Source organism: Photobacterium sp. 1_MG-2023 (genome assembly GCF_030547945.1).
Lineage (GTDB): Bacteria > Pseudomonadota > Gammaproteobacteria > Enterobacterales > Vibrionaceae > Photobacterium.
Map to the genome: position 1 here is coordinate 24,480 of NZ_JAUORR010000003.1, position 21,374 is coordinate 45,853.

Consider the following 21,374-nt stretch of genomic DNA (forward strand, 5'->3'; position numbering starts at 1 on the left):
ATATGGCTGATCAACCGACTGCCGCACAACCGACTGCTAAATTTCGTGCTGATTATCAGGCACCGGATTTCACCATTACCGATATCGATTTGACGTTTGATCTGCATGATACGGCAACTCGGGTTGTTGCGGTCAGCCAGGTCAAGCGGGTCAATGAAGGCGTAACGTCACTGACACTGGATGGCGACGAACTCACCTTGTGCCGGGTGGAAGTGAACGGTGAGCGCTGGCAAGACTATGAAGAAACCAGCCAGGGTTTGATCCTTCGCCAACTTCCTGCTGCATTTGAACTGACGATTGAAACAGAGATCAATCCTGAAGCGAACACCTCACTGGAAGGTTTATACAAGTCGGGCGGTGGTTTCTGTACTCAGTGCGAGGCAGAAGGTTTCCGGCGTATCACGTATTACCTTGACCGCCCGGATGTGCTGGCCCGTTTTACGACCAAAGTCATTGCAGAGAAAGCCAGCTTCCCGTTTTTGCTGAGCAACGGCAATAAAGTCGGCAGTGGTGAACTGGAAAATGGTCGGCACTGGGTACAGTGGCAGGATCCGTTCCCGAAACCGTGTTATCTGTTTGCGCTCGTTGGCGGTGATTTTGATGTCCTGCGCGATACGTATCAAACCGGTAGTGGCCGGGAAGTTGCGCTGGAGATTTTTGTCGACAAAGGCAACTTGGACCGCGCAGAACACGCCATGCACTCGCTGATTCACTCGATGAAGTGGGACGAAGAGCGATTTGGTCTGGAATACGATCTGGATATCTACATGATTGTCGCCGTTGATTTCTTCAACATGGGGGCAATGGAGAATAAAGGTCTGAACATCTTCAACTCGAAGTACGTTCTGGCTAATCCTGCGACAGCCACAGATACCGATTATCTGGGAATTGAATCTGTCATCGGTCATGAATACTTCCATAACTGGACCGGTAACCGGGTGACCTGCCGTGATTGGTTCCAGCTGAGTCTGAAAGAAGGTCTGACTGTATTCCGCGATCAGGAATTCTCATCCGATCTGGGCTCGCGTCCGGTCAACCGCATCCATAATGTTCGCATCATGCGTGGCCCGCAATTTGCGGAAGACCGTGGCCCAATGTCACATCCGATTCGTCCGGAGAAAGTCATTGAGATGAATAACTTCTACACCTTGACTGTGTATGAAAAGGGGAGTGAAGTCATTCGGATGATGCATACGCTGCTGGGTGAGGCTGGCTTCCAGGCAGGGATGAAGCTGTATTTTGAGCGTCATGATGGCACCGCTGCAACCTGTGATGATTTTGTTCAGGCAATGGAAGATGCTTCGGGCGTGGACCTGACACAGTTCCGCTTATGGTACAGCCAGTCCGGGACGCCCGTGGTGAGTGTGACAACGGCTTATGATGCGGATGCTCAACGTTACCACGTCACGGTGAAACAGCATACAGCGCCAACCGCAGGTCAGCAAGACAAGCAACCCCTGCATATCCCATTCGATATTGAACTTTATGACAGCAAAGGTGATGTCATAAAGTTACAACGTCACGGTGAGCCCGTCGGACAAGTGCTGAATGTGACACAGGCAGAGCAGACGTTCATCTTTGATGAAGTATACGAGCAGCCGGTCATTTCGATGCTGCGTGAATTCTCTGCACCAGTTGTTCTGGAATACGATTACAGCGATGAAGCACTGGTTTTCCTGATGACTTATGCGCGAAATGAGTTCGCTCGCTGGGATGCAGGCCAGATGTTGCTAGCGAAATATATCCGTCGCAACGTGGCAGCCGTCCAGTCGGGTGAAACGATCGTCTTCCCTGAAACTGTGGTGGATGCATTCCGCGGTGCATTACTGGATGAGAAACTGGATCCGGCATTTATTGCCGAAATGCTGACCCTGCCAAGCGAAAATGAAGTGGCAGGCTGGTATGACGTGATCGATGTAGATGCTATTCACACTGTGATGGGCGCGCTTGAAACCATTCTGGCGACAGAGCTGGAAGATGAACTGGCTGCAATTTATCATTCGCTGAAACAATCCGGTTATGTCGTGTCCCATGAGGCCATTGCCAAGCGTTCGCTGCGGAATCGTTGTTTGTCTTATCTGGCGCTGACGGCACAGGGAGAAAAGCTGGTTGCTGCTCAATACGCCCAGGCAGATAACATGACAGATACCATGGCCGCGATGTCAGCAGCCAACGAGGCGCAACTGGCGTGTCGTGAAGCACAAATGCAAGACTTCAGCGAGAAGTGGCAACATGACGGCCTGGTGATGGACAAATGGTTTATTCTTCAGGGTAAAAATCCGGCAGCGAATGCGCTGGATACCGTTTATGAAACCATGAAACATCCGGCATTCAGCCTGAAAAACCCAAATCGGACCCGGAGTCTGGTTGCAAGTTTCTGTGCCAATAACCCGTCGCGTTTCCACGCAACGGATGGCCGCGGTTACCAGTTCCTGACGGAAATTCTCACGGAGCTGAACACAACGAATCCTCAGGTGGCTTCCCGCTTGATTGAGCCTTTCCTGAAGTATCGCTTGTACGATGAAGCCCGACAGGGACTGATGCGCGCCGAATTGGAAAAACTGGCGAAGATGGAGAATCTGGCGAGAGATTTGTTCGAGAAAGTGGAAAAAGCACTTGAACAATAATGCTGATTTGCTTTAATCAAAAGCTCCCTTTCAAAAGGGAGCTTTTTTCATTCTCTCATCCCACAGGACCGAGATTCAGGCTGTTTACATGAAGAGATATAGCTTTTCAGTCGACATTTCCTATCATACTTTTCTCCAGCATTATTCTGGCGCTGCCAGTGCTGTGCTGGTTTACACCGACGAAGGATTACGACTGCAACTTCCTGCTAGCCGGCTCCGGCCATTTTTGAGTCAGGTCGGCATCCGGGGACGTTTCCGGGTGAGTGTGACACCAGAGAACCGGCTCGAAATGTTGGAGAAAATCGCTTAAATCCTTTCTTTAGTCAGATATTAACAAATGTTCTACATAATTATGCGAATGGAGAGTTTTTATCTGGCGCTGACAACATCGTTTTGCTTTCAGTTTGTTCACTTTTGACTAGTTTCGCAGCTAGAAAAAACTATTTTATTTCTAGATGGTTAGACCAGATAGAACGGCTTGAAAGCCCGTTATTGCATTGAAAATAACACCTTTCCGGGCCCAGGCATTCAAAACATCTACCTTAGTCACATATTCGATTTTTTCTTCTAATTACAGAGGAATTATCGTAACCATTTGGCAACAAAACGCCCTACAATAGCTCCCGAGTCAACAAAACCTCGCCAGAGAGAAGTTTTTTAGTGCTGAACTCGGGGCGTCGTTATCAAACCCTAAACTAGATTGATAAAAGTAATAACGATGGAGCATCTGCTATGACCGCACCTGACCCAATAGTGCCGGTACTGCTTGAAAAAGTGTATGGCTTAATCCAGGACAAGATAGAAACCCCTCAGCAGTCATTAGTCGAAGTGTTTGCTCAACGATTGTTAGGACAACTGGCAGATGACGATCTGCTTCAACGGAATGAATCTGACTTGTATGGTGCCGTTCTCAGCCTCTGGCATCATCTGGTCCAAAACAAACCCGACCAAATTTCTGTTCGTGTATATAACCCAACACTGAGTCGTTATGGCTGGCAGTCAACCCACACGGTTGTGGAAATTGTGACGCCTGACCATCCATTCTTGGTCGACTCTGTACGGATGACTTTGAATCGTCAGGGCATTGCAAGCCATCTGATGTTCAATGGCCCGTATTTCTTCAAGCGCGATGAGGAAGGGGTCATCATCGAAGCGTGTGGAGAAACAGGCGATCTGCAAACCTTATTCCACATCGAGGTGGATCGTCTCTCTGATAAAGCCGAGATGGATGCCCTGAAAAACGAACTTGAGCAGGTACTGCAAGATATTGAGCTGGTGGTCAATGACTGGCAAGCCATGCAGAGCAAAATGCTTGAGATCGCAGAAGAGCTGAAATCGGCCAAAGTCCCGGTTGAACAGAGCCATCGTGAGGAAGCGATTGAGTTTCTGGACTGGGTGACTCGCCATAACTTCACCTTTATGGGTTATCACCAGTATGATCTGGTGCCTGTGAAAGGCGACTTTGAATTACGTCCGTGTGATGAAAAAGGTCTGGGTCTGCTGAGTAAGCCGGGGAAAGCCCGCTCACTCATGTTGTCTGACTTGCCTGAATCGGCGCGTGTCGAAGCGAGAAAACCGAACTTACTAATTCTGACGAAAAGCAACGGTAAGTCGAAGATTCACCGACCGGCGTATACCGACTACATCGGGATTAAGCGTCTGGATAAAGACGGCAATGTCATTGGTGAACATCGTTTCACTGGTCTGTATGCAGCAACCGCTTATCATCAGACAGCGATGAACATTCCGCTGATCCGCAACAAAGTGGTTCGTATTCTGGAAAGCAGCGGCTACTCAGAAGGTTCACATTCCTGGAAAGCCATGAACAATATTCTGGAAACTTATCCGCGTGATGAGCTGTTCCAGGCCAGCGAAAAAGAAATGCAGGATGTGGCCAGCGGTGTAGTTCGTATGCAGGACCGCGATTTGCTGCGTTTGTTTGTCCGTCGGGATCCGTTCGGTCGCTTCTTCTCATGCATGGTTTATGTCACGCGTGAGCGCTACAACACCGAACTGCGTATCAAGACGCAAAAGATTTTTAAAGATTACTTTGGCTCTGATCAAAATGTGGATTTCACCACATTCTTCTCTGAGAGCCCACTAGCGAGAACTCATTATATCGTGCGTGTCGATAACAATAATTTTGATGTAGATGTGAAAGCCATTGAAAGAAACCTGGTTGAAGCAGCAGCTTCCTGGGAAGATCGCCTCAGCGATTCTTTGATTTCCAATTTTGGTGAAAACGAAGGAACGCCTCTGGTGAAAAATTACGGGCGTGCATTCCCTCGTTCTTATAAAGAGCAGACGCTGCCTGGTTCTGCGGTTGCTGACATTGAGTTGCTGGAAAGCCTGAGTGAAGACAAAAAACTGGGGATGTTGTTCTATCGTCCTCAGGAAGTTGCGACTGACTCTCGCTTCGTGAAGCTGAAGCTGTATCACCGTGATGAACCGATCCATCTGTCCGACGTGATGCCAATGCTTGAAAACCTTGGCCTGCGTGTGATTGGTGAATCACCGTATGAAATCGTGACTGCCAATGGCACGGTGTATTGGATTCTGGATTTCGCAATGCTGGTCAACGGCTGTCACGAGATCGATTTGTCTGATGCACGCGATCGCTTCCAGGAAGCCTTTGATGCGATCTGGCACGGCGAGCTGGAAAGTGACGGTTTCAACCGCCTTCTGTTCTGTGCCGGTCTGACCGGAAGAGAAATCACCATCGCACGAAGCTATGCACGCTACATGCGTCAGGTGGGTTTCCCGTTCAGTCAGCAATATATCGAAGATACGCTGGGTAATCATGCGGATCTGGCACGTGATCTGGTGGATCTTTTTGCTCTGCGTTTTGATCCTTCCCGTAAATTTAGCGAGAAAGCACAAGATGGCTTGATTGCGAAGATCAACGAGAAACTGGAAGCGGTTGAAAGCCTGGATGATGACCGGATCATTCGCCGTTACATGGAAATGATTCTGGCGACCCAGCGGACCAACTACTACCAGGTGGATGAAAGCGGTCAGTCAAAGCCCTGGCTGTCACTGAAACTACGTCCATCTGAGATCCCTGAGATTCCGGCACCGGTGCCTTTCTTTGAAATCTTCGTGTACGCACCAGATATCGAAGGTGTTCATCTGCGGGGCGGCAAAGTCGCACGGGGTGGTCTGCGCTGGTCTGATCGTCAGGAAGACTTCCGGACAGAGATCCTGGGTCTGGTGAAAGCGCAGCAAGTGAAAAACACCGTGATTGTACCTGTGGGCGCGAAAGGTGGTTTCGTTTGTAAGCGTCAGCCGCAAATGACAACTCGTGAAGAAATCCTTGCCGAAGGTCAGCGTTGTTATAAGCGCTTCATCCGTGCGCTGCTGGATGTCACGGACAACATCATTGAAGGTGACGTCAGTCATCCGGCCAATGTGGTTCGTCACGATGAAGATGACCCGTATCTGGTCGTTGCAGCCGATAAAGGCACAGCAACATTCTCTGATCTGGCGAACTCTGTCTCTGCTGATTACAACTTCTGGCTGGGGGATGCGTTTGCTTCCGGTGGTTCGAATGGTTATGACCATAAGAAGATGGGGATCACCGCCAAAGGTGGCTGGGAATCCGTGAAACGTCATTTCCGCGAAATCGGTGTGGACTGTCAGACGACCGAATTTACTTGTGCGGGTATTGGTGACATGGCTGGTGACGTCTTTGGTAACGGCATGTTGCTGTCCAAGCATACCCGTCTGGTTGCTGCGTTTAACCACATGCACATCTTCCTGGATCCGAATCCGGATGCAGCGAGCAGCTGGGAAGAGCGGAATCGTCTGTTCAACCTGCCACGTTCAAGCTGGGAAGATTACAACAGTGCGCTGATTTCTGAAGGCGGTGGTATTTTCTCCCGTCGCAGCAAGTCCATCAAACTGACACCTCAGATCCAGAAACTTCTGGGCACCCGCAAGCAGACTCTGACGCCAAACGAAGTGATCAAACTGATCCTGACCATGGAAGTTGATCTGCTGTGGAATGGTGGTATCGGCACTTACGTGAAGTCTGAATCAGAAACACACACCGATGTGGGCGATCGTGCAAACGATAGTCTGCGTGTGAACGGTCACGAGCTGCGTGCGAAGATCGTCGGCGAAGGCGGTAATCTGGGGATGACTCAGCTGGGCCGTGTGGAATTTGCCAAAAATGGCGGCCGCGTAAACACCGACTTTATCGATAACGTTGGTGGTGTTGACTGTTCAGATAACGAAGTGAACATCAAGATCCTGCTGAATGGCTTGGTCGCCGCAGGCGATCTGACTTACAAGCAACGCAATGAGTTGCTGGAGCAGATGGAAGATGAAGTGGGTGAGATTGTTCTGGATGATGCGTATACGCAGAGTGAGTCAATTTCTGTCACGCAGCATTTGCATGTCAACCTGCTGAAAGAGCAGATCCGCTTTATCCATCATCTGGAAAAAGAAGGCAAGTTGGACCGTGCGCTGGAGTACCTGCCAGATGATGACACGCTGGTTGAGCGTGAGAAAGAAGGTATGGGCCTGACACGTCCTGAACTGGCTGTACTGGTTGCTTATGGCAAGATGGTTCTGAAAGAAGAACTGGTCACGGATGAGATCACCAAAGATCCTTATCATAACCGTCTGCTGCCGGCTTACTTCCCGAAAGCGCTGCAAGAGAAATATCGTGATCAGATGGAAAATCACCCGCTGAAAGGTGAGCTGATTGCAACTTCTCTGGCAAACCAGATGTCGAACGAGATGGGCTGTAACTTCGTCACTCGTCTGCAGGAAGAGACGGGCTCAACTGTGGCTGAAATCTCTTCAGCGTATTCGGTTGGTCGTGAAGTCTTTGGTTTTGAAGCCTTCTTCGAGCAAATCCGTGAACTGGATAATCAGGTTCCGGCGCATATCCAATACGAAATGATGTACCGTTGCCGTCGTATGCTGCGCCGAATCACACGTTGGTTCCTGCGCAACCGCGACCGTAAGATGGGCATCGAAGCACAGATTACGTTCTATCAGCCAACCCTGAACGATCTGCGCGACAACCTGGAAAGCTACCTGGTTGCCGATGAAGTGAAGGAGCATGATGATCAGGCGCAAGGCATGATAAAAGAGGGCGTTCCGGCAGCGCTGGCACATAACATTGCCCGCCTGAGCAGCCTGTACTCAGCCATGGATATCGCGCAGATTGCGAAGGAAATGGACAAAGAAGTTGGCTTTATCGCCCGCGTTTACTTTGTACTGGGTGCGCAGTTGTCGCTGCACTGGTTCCTCCAGCAGGTTCACAACCAGCCGGTAGAAAACCACTGGCAGGCACTGGCGCGTGCATCATTCCGTGAAGATCTGGACTGGCAGCAACGCCAGCTGACTTCCGCGGTGATTGGTGCAGGTCAGGGCAGTGAGGCGCCTGAAACGCTGATTGATATGTGGGTTGAGCATCATCATCCTGCGATTCAGCGTTGGGAAAGTGTGCTTGCTGAGTTCAAAGTGGGTACTGCCCATGAATTCGCAAAATTCTCAGTTGCTATGCGGGAATTGGTGCTATTAAATTTGAATTGCAAACCAAATCAGTGAATAATGTGGCCCCGTTTATACGGGGCTTTTTTTTAAGGAGGTATAATGATTTACCGCCTCGCGCGTTCGGCCATGTTTCAGTTAGACCCTGAAAAAGCGCATGATTTGGCTATTAAGAACTTTTCTCGCTTCACCGGTACACCTCTCGATATTCTTTACCGTCAACACCTCCCTGAACGTCCTGTTGAAGTGATGGGACTCCGCTTTAAAAACCCTGTCGGCCTGGCTGCTGGTCTGGATAAAAATGGCGAATGCATCGATGCGTTTGGCGCCATGGGCTTTGGCTTTGTAGAAGTGGGTACGGTGACCCCGAAAGCTCAGCCTGGCAATGACAAGCCTCGTCTGTTCCGTGTTAAACCTGCTGAAGGCATCATCAACCGCTTTGGTTTTAACAACCAGGGTGTGGATTATCTGGTCGAAAACGTGAAGAAAGCAACGTACGACGGCATCATCGGCATTAATATCGGTAAGAATAAAGATACACCGGTAGAGAAGGGTGCCGAGGATTACCTGATCTGCATGGATAAGGTCTATGAGCATGCTGGCTATATCGTTGTGAACATCTCTTCTCCGAATACGCCTGGGCTCCGGACGCTTCAATATGGTGAAGCGCTGGACGATCTGTTGACGCAGCTGAAAGCACGTCAGAAGTCACTGGCAGCGAAACATAATCGTTATGTCCCTCTTACGCTGAAGATCGCGCCGGATCTTGAAGATCACGAACTGATCCAGATTGCGGATTCCTTGGTCCGAAATGAGATCGATGGCGTGATCGGGACGAACACAACCCTGGACCGTACACTGGTGCAAGGCATGCCGCACTGTGATGAAGCAGGGGGCCTGAGCGGCCGTCCATTGCAGCATCGCAGCACGGAAGTGATTCGGATGTTGAATCATGAATTGAAAGGCCAGATCCCGATTATCGGCGTTGGTGGCATTGATTCCGCCATTTCTGCCCGAGAGAAGCTGCTGGCGGGCGCAAGCCTGGTTCAGATATATTCAGGCTTTATTTATCACGGTCCTAAGCTGGTCAGAGACATCGTGATGCATTGCGATCTGCGTTAATTCAATCTTTTTGTGACGCCGTCACAGAATAATCTTCAGATGCCCAGACAAGCGCTCACGATTTTGTGAGCGTTTTTTCATATGTAAGCATGATAAAACAGTCGAAATTGTCAAAATTACACTTTCTAACCTCATGATCTCTTAAGTTTTTTCCCCTTTTAATTTATCAGTTGCTTAGTACAATTCCCTTTACGTACTCATTTTCTTGCTTTGATTACAGTCTGAATACTGACATTGGAGCCTACCGTGTTAAAACCAAACAATTCGTGGACGTGGTATTACGACCAGAAGAATGACTCTCTGATGCTCGATTTGGGCGAAGAGATGGTTTTCCGCGTTTCCATTCCGAGCAAGCATTTAATCAGCTGTGCATTTACCCGCGGTGAATTCACCGTGGATGATGCCAGTACGTATCAAACATTTCTTGAAAACATCCAAGCGCTGTCGCTATCTGCTCCCCGTAAGGTTGAGCTGGCATTAAACGCCGTGGCGGCAAGCCGCTTTCACAAACCGATGATGCCGAAAAGCTGGTTCTTCACCCAGCAGGAGAGGGAATACAGCCCTCAGAACGGTGAAATCATCATGCTGGACACCGAATTTGGTTCGGCTGCCTATTTAGTGATTGAGAATAGTGGCTGTGCGAGCCTGTGTATGCTGGCTGATGTCAATGCGCATCGCCTGGCTGTCGGGAAAGATCTGGACTTTTGTTGTGTCATTAAGGTGATGAACGACAGAATGCAGCCGGTGCAGCTCAATCAGGAGTTGGGATACGCTTTAGTCGGTTAAAAGCCGGCCTGGGCGTGTCCCACCTGTATCCTCCTTGAAACCAATCCACCGCCCTGAACGCACGAATTCCTCCCCCCTGAATCTACGCCAAACGTCATCATTTTAATGTTGTGAACAGTACTGATCAGTCACTGTATCTGCCCCCATTTTCTGATGCTTAAGAGACTTCAATCAATCTGTTTTCATACAGAAGCTCGAAAATGTCTTGATGCAGGGATGACTGCGAATGCGTTCTATCTCATTTGCCATTCGAAAATCGGGTAGAGCATAGCAGTGTTGCTCAGGCTACCCTGAACTGAATGTCTTCCGTTCTCCGGTCTCCTCAGAGGCATAACGCGCCTTGTTCGAGGGATTTTTCACCCGATCGTGTGATTTACCTGCACGCAGTGCCAATGTAAAAGTGGCAACCAAGTCAAAATACAGTAAATTTTTGCACTTTTTCATGCCTCTTTTTGTCACAGAATGGCAAAAAATTGCCATTTATCCAGCGTCTTTTTTTGTCTACAGGTATCAATATTTCCTCGTTTTCCTCTATTTTGTAACTCAGAAACACAGTTGAAAGTGAGTTGTGTTTTATGTTTCCTGGCGGGAAATAATCAATGATTTCCTAGCGGGAAAGAATGATGCCCTTGTCTATACAAAGCCAACGCCGAGGCGAGCGCTTACCATCTTTGAAGAGCCACTGACTGTTCCTTTGTCTGATGCTCTTGGCCATGGCTGTATCCCTGTTGATTCTAACTTATTGATAATGAATGGGTATGTGTGATTGTTTCCTCTGGGAAACAAGAGGTAACCTTAAGTGTGGGCGCTTACAGACGTGATGTTCTGCTTGGTTTTTCAGTGACTTCCATTGTTTTGTTTCTCTGTGGAAACGATGATTTTGGGGTTGCTTGACATCTGTCGATGGCAAATTGAGCGGGTGCAGTGCTTTGAAGGGCAAGGAAGCAAAGCTGTTTCAGTCCCTGAAGGATGCAGGTTGGTGGTTTTCAAATCGCTTGCGAGGATACTTTTTAAAAAAAGTGCGGCTGATTGTTGTGATACAGGCGTTTGGCGGGGATATCAGTTATAATCGCCGTCAACATTTGTATGAAAAGAACCTCATGAACCAATATCTCGCTATTACTTCCCGTGGCCTGGAAAATCTCCTTGCCGATGAACTGACACAACTGGGTGCATCACAGGTCAAAGTCGTGCATGCCGGGGTCCGTTTTTCTGCTGATCAGCATACAGCATACCGGTGTTGCCTCTGGACCCGTGTATCTTCACGGATTGTTCAGGTACTGAGTGAATTCAATGTCAGAAATGACCTGGATCTTTATCTGGGTGCGACAGCGATTCACTGGGGGCAATACTTCAGCTCCCGGACACGTATTGTTGTTGATTTTAACGGGACCAACCGCGAAATCCGCAATAGCCAGTATGGTGCGATGAAAGTCAAAGATGCCATTGTGGATCGCTTTGTGAAAAGCAATGAACAGCGTCCGACTATCGACCGTGAGCGCCCGGATCTGCGGATTCATGTTCGTTTGTCGGGTGAGAAAGCGATTATCGGACTGGATATGGCGGGCAGTGGCTTGCATCAGCGTGGCTACCGGACCGAGGCGGGTAAAGCCCCGTTGCGTGAAACACACGCTGCAGCGTTAGTGATGAAAAGCGGATGGACACCGGAGCAACCGATGCTGGATCCGATGTGTGGTTCCGGCACGCTGTTGATTGAAGCCGCGTTGATTGCGGCAGACATTGCGCCTGGCCTGAAACGAAAGCGCTGGGGTTTTGAAGCCTTAAACGACTTTGATGAGTCGGCATGGAGAGAGATTCATGCTGAAGCTTCCGTGAAAGCGCGCCGTGGTGTCGGTAAAGTCACCTGCCGTTTCTTCGGCCGGGAAGAAGACCGACGCATGCTGAGTGTGGCCAGAGACAATGCGGGCCGCGCTGGTGTCAGTGAGCTCATCGATTTTGAATACGGTGATGCCACGCAACTGGTCAAGCCGAATGGCTTTGAAGCCGGTGTGATTTTGTGTAACCCGCCGTACGGTGAGCGTTTGGGCACAACGCCTGAACTGATTTCTCTGTATACGGAGTTCGGGAATCGCCTGAAACTTGCATTTGCGGGTTCTGTGGCTTCCATTTATTCATCGTCCAACGAACTGCTGAGCTGTTTGCGGATGCGTGCTGACAAACAATTCAAGCTGCGCAATGGTGCGCTGGATTGTGTCCTGAAAACTTACCTGATTACAGCCGGTGGTGTGAAGCAGGTTGAAGGTGCGGATGAAGGGCAGCTCGAAGAGAAGCAGGTTGCTCCGGATTTTGCGAATCGTCTGAAGAAGAATCTGGCCAAACTGGACAAGTGGGCTGCAAAAGAAAAACTGGACTGTTACCGCGTCTACGACGCCGACTTGCCGGATTACAATGCTGCGATTGATAAGTACAAAGATCATATTGTGATTCAGGAATACGCAGCACCGAAATCAGTTCCGGAAGAAACTGCCCGTCGCCGGTTGATGGATATCATGCGTGCAACGATTCAGGTGACTGGCGTTGAGAGCGATAAGGTGGTTCTGAAGGTTCGGGAACGCCAGAAAGGGAAGAGTCAGTATCAGAAGTTGTCTAATGCCTCACGCTATATGACTGTGATGGAGTACGGCGTAAAACTTCAGGTCAATCTGTTTGATTATCTGGATACGGGCCTGTTCCTCGACCATAAGATTACCCGTCGCCGACTGGGTGAGATGGCGGAAGGCAAAGATTTCCTGAATCTGTTCGCTTATACCGGCTCTGCGACTGTCCACGCTGCTTGTGGCGGTGCGAAGTCGACGACAACCGTCGATATGTCGAATACCTATCTGCGCTGGGCACAGGAAAACATGGCGCTGAATGGCCAGGTGGGCCGTCAGCACGAATATATTCAGGCGGATTGTCTGCAGTGGCTGCAGGAAGTGGATGAGTCCTTTGATTTGATCTTTATTGATCCGCCAACGTTCTCGAATTCAAAGCGGATGAAACAAAGCTTTGATGTGCAGCGCGACCATATCATGCTGATGGAAAATCTGAAGCGGATGTTGCGTCCGGGCGGAGAGATTGTGTTCTCGAATAATAAGCGTCATTTTAAAATGGATCTCGAGAAACTAGCAGAGCTGGGTCTGCAGGCGAAGAACATCTCTGCTTCCACATTACCGCAGGACTTTGCACGAAATCAGCAGATTCATAACTGCTGGATTATCACCCACAAGGATGGCGATGCCTGAATCGCCTGTGTTTGAGATTTAAGGGATTTTTTCTTGTCTATCATCCTTTACAGTACAGAAGGGTGCCACCTCTGTGAGCAGGCATATGCGCTGCTTACAGAAGTCGGTGTTGCCGGGCAGGTTAACGTGATTGATATTGCGTTTGATGACGACCTGTTTTCCCGTTACGGCGTCACTATTCCTGTGGTTTCCCTGAATATCAATGGTTCTGTTTCTGAGCTTGGCTGGCCTTTTGATGCCAGCGAACTGTCGAATTGGTTAAAGACTCATGGCATTAATTAAAATCAGCAACGCCCAATTGGCGTATGGCGACCATCCCTTACTGGATGGCGCAGAATTCTTACTGCAACCGAATGAAAGAGTGTGTCTGGTTGGCCGTAATGGCGCTGGCAAATCCACACTGATGAAAGTCATCGCTGGGGAAGTCCAACTGGACGATGGCAGTATTCAGCGGATGAGCGAGTTGAAAGTTGCTCGTCTGGAACAGGATCCCCCGCGTGATGCGGCAGGCAATGTGTTCGATTATGTTGCCGAAGGTCTGGCTGAAGTGGGTGGCTTGCTTCGGGATTATCATCACTTGCTTGATGCCATTACCACCGACGCCAGCGACACGAACTTTGCGCGTCTGGCAAAGGTGCAGGAACAACTCGACCATGCGGATGCCTGGCAGTTTGATAATCGGATCACCGCGGTTCTGGAGCACCTTGAACTTCAACCGGCCACACTGCTGTCTGATCTATCGGGCGGTTGGCAGCGTAAAGCTGCGCTGGCCCGTGCGCTGGTCAGTGAGCCCGATATTCTGCTGCTGGATGAGCCGACGAACCACCTGGACGTTGCAACGATCGAGTGGCTGGAGGGTTTTCTGAAAGATTTCCGGGGCTCGATTATCTTTATCTCGCATGACCGGGCATTTATCCGTTCGATGTCGACCCGGATTGTTGACCTTGACCGCGGACAGCTCAACTCATTCCCGGGAGACTACGACAAGTATCTGGATGCGAAAGAAGAGTTGCTGCGTGTGGAGAGCGAGCAGAATGCCGAGTTTGACAAGAAGCTTGCACAGGAAGAAGCCTGGATTCGTCAGGGCATCAAAGCACGCCGTACCCGTAATGAAGGTCGGGTACGTGCACTGAAGGCGCTTCGTGTTGAGCGGAGTGAGCGCCGTGAAGTTACGGGCAAAGCCGACATGCAACTTCAGGAAGCGCGTCGCTCCGGTAAGGTTGTCTTTGAAGCTGAACACTTAAGCTATGGCTACGATGACAAGCCCATTATCAAAGATTTTAGCTTTAATGTGATGCGTGGCGATCGGATCGCACTGATTGGTCCGAATGGTTGTGGTAAAAGTACCTTACTCAAACTAATGCTGGGTGAGCTGCAGGCGACCGAAGGACACTTTCATTGTGGTACCAAGCTCGAAGTGGCTTATTTCGATCAGTATCGTGAAATTCTGGATCCGGAAAAGACAGTGCTGGACAACTTGGCAGAAGGCAAGCAGGAAGTCATGGTTAATGGCCGTAGCCGTCATGCGCTGGGATACTTACAGGACTTCCTGTTCCATCCGAAACGTGCCCGAACGCCGGTCAAAGCGCTTTCCGGTGGGGAGAAAAACCGCCTGTTGCTGGCCAAACTTTTCCTGAAACCAAATAATTTGCTGGTACTCGATGAGCCAACGAATGATTTGGATATCGAAACTCTGGAACTTTTGGAAGAAATACTTGCCAATTATCAAGGCACTTTGCTTCTGGTCAGTCACGATCGTCAGTTTGTGGATAATACAGTGACCACAAGCTGGATTTTTGAAGGTCAGGGTGTCGTGAATGAGTATGTTGGCGGTTACCATGATGCTCAGGAACAACGCGCTAATTCAGTTGCCCAACGTGCGAAAGCACAAGCTGAAGCCATTGAGGCTGAAAAGAAGAAGACCGAAAACAAAGAGCGGCAGCAAGCCAACCGGGCGAAGCCTGCGAAGAAGCTGTCTTATAAGCTCCAGAAGGAACTTGAAGATCTGCCGGCTCGTTTAGAAGATTTGGAAAATGAAATTGCTGAACTGCAGGTGACAATTAATGATCCTGCCTTTTTCCAGAGCGCATCGGATGATACGCAAGTGACCCTGTCACGCCTTGCGGAGGCGGAACAGGCACTTGAAGCCGCATTTGAGCGCTGGGAAGAGCTAGAAGCAATGCAGAAGGAATCCTAATGCGACATAAGACGTTTACGTTTTCGACACTGGCGGTTTTGATCGCCAGTGCGACTCAGGCTCAGGCGGCTGTCTACGACATCGTTGAAGTCTCTGGCGACAGCAGTGGTGTGGATACGCTGCAATATTACGATAAGAATACAAGCGAACTGACAGACAATGTTCAGTTTTACGGTCAGGGGATCAGCCCGTCTTCCGGTGAAAAATGCTTTGAAACCAGCTGTACGGCAGCAAACTACAAAGTGTTTGGCGAAAGCCGGTTTGGTAGTGATGGCATCGATATTCGCGATGAAATCCCGTATCAGCTGGATAACTTTCAGCAGATCAACGACCAGTGGTCTCTAGAGCGTTATTGTGATGCGTCCCTTGGCTTTAATACCTGTGATAGCTGGGCCAATACCCGTTTCTTTGGCACGGGGTATAACACAGATAATCCCGAAGACGGACAGGGCTTCGGGGGCTTGCGCAAAGAGCAGTTTGCCTGGCGGAACAATTATTATGCCAATACGTTGCCAATGCTCGACAACGGCTCAGACGCTTTCGATCGTGTTACAACGTTTGCGAATAGCGCCGACAATTATGATGCTGCTTCACTGGGAACGCTGGTGGATGGGGGAGATCATGTTTCTGCCAACGGCGCAGTGAGCGCTGTGGGATCTTCGACACTGGGTGATTACGTGCTTGGCGTCACCAGTTCAGCATACTTTACCCAAAACAATCGCTATGCCCGCCAGTTCAATAAGCGTGGCTTTGTGAATTTGGGCAGCAATATGGTTTCTCTGTTACCGATTGCAGGCAATGATCTGGTCAAGCACACAGGACAAACGCTGGCAACGGATGCGGTTGAATTTCCGGTTGGTAGTGCTAACTTGCTGGTGGTCGGCAGCGCGGCATTTTCACCGTCTGAGCTGAATAACAACATCAAGTTGCCAGACGATGTGCCAATCAGCCGGGGGGATCTGAATAACTGTAAAACCAAGGCTTCCAATCCCGCCCAGTTGTTTGGTACGGATCAGGCGTCCTGGGCTTGTCAGTTTATGGTGTTTGCCAACGATGCCGTGTTCTGGAATGTTGATGGTTCAACGAATCCGGAAGCGCAGCGGCTTGCCGTGCGTCCTTCGGACCGACCAGCACTCGACCCGGACGACAGCAACCGTTCTTTCCAGGCATCTGCCCGTGCGGTTGCATTGGTTGACAGCAAACCGGTGATGGTCGGTTACACCACAGATTCCGTGGATAACGATTACTATGCGGTCCGCGCTGCAGTGTACAAACTGAAAGAGGGTGTGGATACCACACAGCCACCGAAAGCAGACGATTGGACGTTTTCCTATATTCCGAACCTGAATATTGAATCGGGTAACGATCGTATCTACCGCTATACCATTGCCACAGATATTAACGGGCAGGGTAAAGTGATCGGTGTGGCTAAGTCTGCCCGCTCTGAAGAACGTTCATTCGCAGAAAGAATGTATCTGTTTGATGTGAACAAGAATACTTTCTCTTGGCTGGACAGCTCTGTCAGCAGCCTGTTCTTCCAGGGTTCGAATGGATTCGCCAGTGAGATCAATGAAAGTGGCCAGATTGTCGGTTGGGTCGATACCGAAACGGTCAATCAGGTGAACGGTCGTCAGCGCCGTCAACGCGCTTTCACTTACCTGTCCGGTAGTGACGTGGTCACGGATGCATTGCCAGCAAAATCAGCCTGGTTGCTCGATGACCTGACGAATGATGATGTTGTGGGTGGTCATGCGAACCAGTTTCGTATTGCTCAGGCCACAGGCATCAATGATGCGGGTGTGATCTCGGCAACTGCACTGAAATGCGACACCGGCTATAAAAGTTTGAGTAAGTCTGCTGAGTGTGAAGGCGATGAACGTTTAGTCGCGGTGAAGCTGGTGCCGCGTGTTGATGCGACGGTACAACCGCGTGTTGAAGAAAAAGACACGGTTTCCCGGAAAGGTGGCTCAATTGGCCTGGTGACGCTGTCACTTCTTGCATTATTTGGGTTACGCCGGAAACGGTAACTTTGTCAGATTTGTTCAAATTTTAACCAGGCTCACAACTTGTGAGCCTGTTTTTTTTTGTAGGTTGATATCTGAGTCGAAATATCCAATCCTTAGAAGTGGAGCCACAAAAGCTCCATCATTATGTAATGGTAATGATCAATACGAATAAGGATGAGGATCGAACTATGAAGAGACAAAAGCGGGATCGTATGGAACGCGCACAATCTCGAGGCTATCAAGCTGGTTTAAGTGGTCGTTCCAGTGACGCATGTCCATATCAAACTGTGGATGCCCGTATGAATTGGCTAGGTGGCTGGCGAGATGCAAGAGAAGAACTGCACTCTGGCCGAATGAAATAATAATAGTCTTTCCCCCTCATATCCAACCATACAGAGCCCCTTCGGAGTAGGGGCTTTCATTTTATCTGGCTTCCAAAAAAGGAAAAGGCCGCAAGATGCGGCCTTATTAATGTGTAGTACTGGCTGGCGCTTAGAAGGTTGAAGTGTCCTGGAACAGGCCCACTTTCAGGTCTTTGGCAACGTAGATTTCTTTACCGTCTACCAGAACGCGGCCGTCAGCAACACCCATGATCAGCTTGCGGTTAATCACACGCTTCATTTGAATTTCATAGGTCACTTTTTTAGCGGTTGGCAGGATCTGACCGGTGAACTTCACTTCACCAACACCCAGAGCGCGGCCTTTGCCTTCGCCACCGATCCAACCCAGGAAAAATCCAACCAGCTGCCACATGGCATCCAGACCCAGACAACCAGGCATGACCGGGTCGCCCGGGAAGTGGCAGTCAAAGAACCACAGATCCGGGGTAATATCCAGTTCAGCAATGATTTCGCCTTTACCAAATGCACCACCTTCGTCAGTGATTTTGGCAATACGGTCCATCATCAGCATGTTTGGTGCTGGTAATTGCGGGCGGCCAGGACCAAACAGTTTGCCCTGGCTTGATTCGAGGAGATCGTCACGGTTGTAAGAATTGCATTTCTTCATTGGATGCTTATTTCTCTTTGAAATTATTGGGGCAATTTAGCTTACACCTGTACGCCAAACAACTCGGATCAGTTGTGGCCCAACCAGTTCCTCATCTTCGCAAATAAGCCTGGTCTGCCTTCTTCATGGCCATGATGTGCATGAGCAATACGTTCTGCAATCACATCCAGTAAGGTGGTTTCTTCGCTGTCCTCGTTGTGCTTATCCCGGCGAAAGGCTTTGTTCGTTAATAAGGGTAGTGCTTCATCAACACTTTCGACAGTCCAGATATGGAAGCTGCCTTGCTGAATGGCATCCAGAACCTCATCGGAAAGGCACAGATTACTCCGGTTTGTTTTCGGTAAGATGACACCTTGCTTGCCCGTCAGGCCACGGAAGGCGCACACTTTATAAAACCCTTCAATTTTTTCGTTGATGCCACCCACCGCCTGTACACGACCAAACTGATCGACGGCACCCGTGACGGCAATTTGCTGATTGATAGGCTGCTGTGCCAGTGCAGAGACCAGAGAGCACAGCTCAGCCAGAGAGGCGCTGTCTCCGTCGACTTCACTGTAGGATTGCTCAAAAACAATGGATGCAGCGAATGGCAGGGGTTGATCCAGGTCCAGCGCGGCACTGATAAATGCCTGCATAATCATCATGCCTTTCGCATGGATATTTCCGGCCAGTTCTGCCTTGCGTTCAACATCGGAAATATCACCATCGCCAAAGTGAACCACACAGGAGATACGAGCAGGTTCGCCGTAGGCTGTCGGGTGGCCGGGCATCTCAACCACGGTGAGCCCGTTGACCTGACCGATTTCCTGCCCCTGACAATTGATGATCACTTGACCGTGATGAATGTCTTCAATCGCGCGTTCAGGCAGATATGAGCTGCGGTATTCTTTCGCCTTCAGGGCCTGTTTCAAATGTTCGGCATGAATCGGGCCGCCCTGAGATTCAATCGCAGCTTCACACAGCAGGCTCTGGTGCCAGATAGGACACAGAGGCAGACGATATTGATCTTCTTCATGTCTTGCACCTGTGCGCATCAGAAGCTTCAGGGCTTCCGGATCGGCGATATCGGGCAGGTTGGCATTGCGAATGACTGATTTCAGATAAGCCAGATATTTCGGCAGGCTGTCCTGATTCAAGCGCAAATCCTGTTCAAATTCGGCATACATGCTGAATCCGGATAAAATATCAGGTTCTGCATTTTCAAGTTCAGCCATCAGAAAGCGATCACCGATCAAAACCAGCTTGACGTTCAGTGTTTCAGTCGCCGGCAGCGGGTAGAGTTTCTTTTGCGTGATTGGTTGCCAGTCTAACTGCCCATTCATCAACACGGCTTTGAGTCGGGGCCAGAGGCTTGGGTTGGCCAGAATACTGGCCACAGATAAAACCAGATACCCATTGTGAGCTTGATGCAGCAGGCCATGCTTGACCTGAGGCTTTGTAATCTTGCCGTCTTCCAGTGGCGGGTAAACCGCGCCGAACAGATTGACTTCTGTGACGTTGTCACCTGCAATGACAACGGTTGGTTCATCAGCAGGTGTACGGTGAATGCGATCGAAATGCCTTAACAAATCAATCATATAATGACGGTAGATCTGATTATCGGGTGCCGTGATTCTCAGCACTCTGGGTTGAATGTTCACAGCAGTGAATCGGCGTACAGCATCGCACAGGCGATCTTGTAAAATGCCTGTAGGTGCGGGGGATTGATTTACATATTGCTCCAGGACTGACTGATAAGCCGAGTAATCTGGAAGCATGGTACGCCAGGACTCTTCTTGCATAACTTGGTGTGATTTCCGTTACTGTGAAAAAGACAGCAGTATAAAGGAATCGCACGTCGCATAATAGGTGATGTGCAGATTTAACATTTCAATACGATACAGACGTGATCTGACTTCAGCACGGCACTAAAAACAAATGTTTAGTGCTTGCACCGTTGTACTCAGCAAGACCTTTGGTTACACTGTCACAGTATAGTCATTGTCATCATCAACAACTCGAATAAGCAGCGGATTATGAAATATCAGCAATTGGAAAATCTGGAAGCAGGTTGGAAGTGGGGATATCTGGTCAAAAAGTACAAAGAGGGTGAAATCATCACTCGGTACATTGACACCAGTGAAGCTGAAGCAGCAGTTCAATTGTTGTTGAAACTTGAACACGAGCCAACCAAGGTGATGGATTGGATTCAAAAGCACATGTCCCCAGTGCTGGAAAACAAGATGAAGCAGGCGATCCGGGCAAAACGGAAACGCCATTTTAACGCTGAACAGGTTCATACACGGAAAAAGTCTATCGATTTGGATTATCGTGTGTGGGAGAAGCTTGCTGATAAGTCCAGAGAGCTCGACTGCACGCTCTCTGACACCATTGAATACCTGCTGAGTGAGAGCAGTAAATCCGTTGAAGCAAGCAAAAAGGTCCAGGATCTGAAACAGGACTTAAGTAAATTGCTTCAAATCGAATGATTCACTATACCTATACCAAGCGCTGTTTTTTTGAGGACGGAAATAATGGAATATGTTCTTTTAGTAGCTGTTGCGGTACTGATTCTGGTCTTTAAAGATCGCCCTGTGATGGTATTACAGTTTGAACAGGGCCAACTCAAGCAAACAAAAGGGAATATTCCCACCGGTTTTTTAAACGGTTGTAAAGACATTGCACACCGGGAGCCATTCACCGGGAAAATAAAAGTGTATAAAAACCGATTCACGACGAAGTTGGTTTTCTCAAAAAGTGTTCCCGCGAAGGTTAAACAGAAAATTCATAATGTCTTTCCGTTTTCTGTGAGCAATCGAAAAACAGGCAAGAAACAAGCCTGATAGGTGTATAAAGGTCTGCCAGAAGCAGGCCTTTTGCTTGATAGCTAGCGCACTAT

The 21,374-nt window shown here is 49.3% G+C and carries 14 protein-coding genes; 12 read left to right on the top strand and 2 right to left on the bottom strand.

Annotated features, from left to right (window positions below):
* Window positions 1-2: 2 nt before the first annotated feature.
* From pepN to rmf, 10 genes are all read left to right on the top strand, one after another.
* Window positions 3-2,627, top strand: coding sequence for an aminopeptidase N (gene pepN / locus Q4579_RS03790; protein WP_303561749.1), 2,625 nt, complete (start codon window positions 3-5; stop codon window positions 2,625-2,627).
* An 88-nt stretch (window positions 2,628-2,715) separates the two neighbouring features.
* Window positions 2,716-2,937, top strand: a complete 222-nt coding sequence (locus Q4579_RS03795; RefSeq protein WP_303561750.1) for a DUF2835 domain-containing protein — start codon at window positions 2,716-2,718, stop codon at window positions 2,935-2,937.
* A 422-nt stretch (window positions 2,938-3,359) separates the two neighbouring features.
* Window positions 3,360-8,189 (top strand): NAD-glutamate dehydrogenase, encoded by a 4,830-nt coding sequence (locus Q4579_RS03800; protein ID WP_303561752.1) that lies wholly within the window; start codon window positions 3,360-3,362, stop codon window positions 8,187-8,189.
* A 45-nt stretch (window positions 8,190-8,234) separates the two neighbouring features.
* Window positions 8,235-9,254 (top strand): quinone-dependent dihydroorotate dehydrogenase, encoded by a 1,020-nt coding sequence (gene pyrD, locus Q4579_RS03805; protein WP_303561753.1) that lies wholly within the window; start codon window positions 8,235-8,237, stop codon window positions 9,252-9,254.
* Window positions 9,255-9,500: 246 nt separating this feature from the next.
* Window positions 9,501-10,040 (top strand): cell division protein ZapC, encoded by a 540-nt coding sequence (locus Q4579_RS03810; protein WP_303561755.1) that lies wholly within the window; start codon window positions 9,501-9,503, stop codon window positions 10,038-10,040.
* A 1,100-nt stretch (window positions 10,041-11,140) separates the two neighbouring features.
* Complete coding sequence (gene rlmKL / locus Q4579_RS03815) at window positions 11,141-13,285, top strand: bifunctional 23S rRNA (guanine(2069)-N(7))-methyltransferase RlmK/23S rRNA (guanine(2445)-N(2))-methyltransferase RlmL (RefSeq protein ID WP_303561757.1); 2,145 nt, start codon at window positions 11,141-11,143, stop codon at window positions 13,283-13,285.
* A gap of 33 nt (window positions 13,286-13,318) precedes the next feature.
* Window positions 13,319-13,567, top strand: coding sequence for a glutaredoxin family protein (locus tag Q4579_RS03820; RefSeq protein ID WP_303561758.1), 249 nt, complete (start codon window positions 13,319-13,321; stop codon window positions 13,565-13,567).
* A complete protein-coding gene (locus Q4579_RS03825) occupies window positions 13,554-15,482 on the top strand; it encodes an ABC transporter ATP-binding protein (protein ID WP_303561760.1) in 1,929 nt (642 codons plus the stop codon). Before Q4579_RS03820 ends, Q4579_RS03825 begins: the two co-directional genes overlap by 14 nt.
* On the top strand, window positions 15,482-17,509 hold the full coding sequence (locus Q4579_RS03830) for a DUF3466 family protein (protein ID WP_303561761.1): 2,028 nt from the start codon (window positions 15,482-15,484) through the stop codon (window positions 17,507-17,509). The genes Q4579_RS03825 and Q4579_RS03830 overlap by 1 nt, the downstream gene beginning before the upstream one ends.
* Before the next feature lie 167 nt (window positions 17,510-17,676).
* Window positions 17,677-17,850, top strand: coding sequence for a ribosome modulation factor (gene rmf / locus Q4579_RS03835; RefSeq protein ID WP_303561762.1), 174 nt, complete (start codon window positions 17,677-17,679; stop codon window positions 17,848-17,850).
* A 130-nt stretch (window positions 17,851-17,980) separates the two neighbouring features.
* On the opposite strand, the gene fabA is transcribed toward rmf, so the two are convergent.
* A complete protein-coding gene (gene fabA, locus Q4579_RS03840) occupies window positions 17,981-18,496 on the bottom strand; it encodes a bifunctional 3-hydroxydecanoyl-ACP dehydratase/trans-2-decenoyl-ACP isomerase (protein ID WP_211648733.1) in 516 nt (171 codons plus the stop codon).
* A 68-nt stretch (window positions 18,497-18,564) separates the two neighbouring features.
* The gene (locus Q4579_RS03845; RefSeq protein ID WP_303561765.1) at window positions 18,565-20,277 is read right to left on the bottom strand and encodes a Lon protease family protein; all 1,713 of its coding nucleotides are present in this window, start codon (window positions 20,275-20,277) and stop codon (window positions 18,565-18,567) included.
* 234 nt (window positions 20,278-20,511) lie between these two features.
* On the opposite strand from Q4579_RS03845, the gene matP reads away from it, so the two are divergent.
* Both matP and Q4579_RS03855 read left to right on the top strand, forming a co-directional pair.
* Window positions 20,512-20,964, top strand: a complete 453-nt coding sequence (matP, locus tag Q4579_RS03850) for a macrodomain Ter protein MatP (RefSeq protein ID WP_303561767.1) — start codon at window positions 20,512-20,514, stop codon at window positions 20,962-20,964.
* A gap of 45 nt (window positions 20,965-21,009) precedes the next feature.
* A complete protein-coding gene (locus tag Q4579_RS03855) occupies window positions 21,010-21,318 on the top strand; it encodes a DUF3634 family protein (RefSeq protein ID WP_303561768.1) in 309 nt (102 codons plus the stop codon).
* Window positions 21,319-21,374 lie beyond the last annotated feature (56 nt).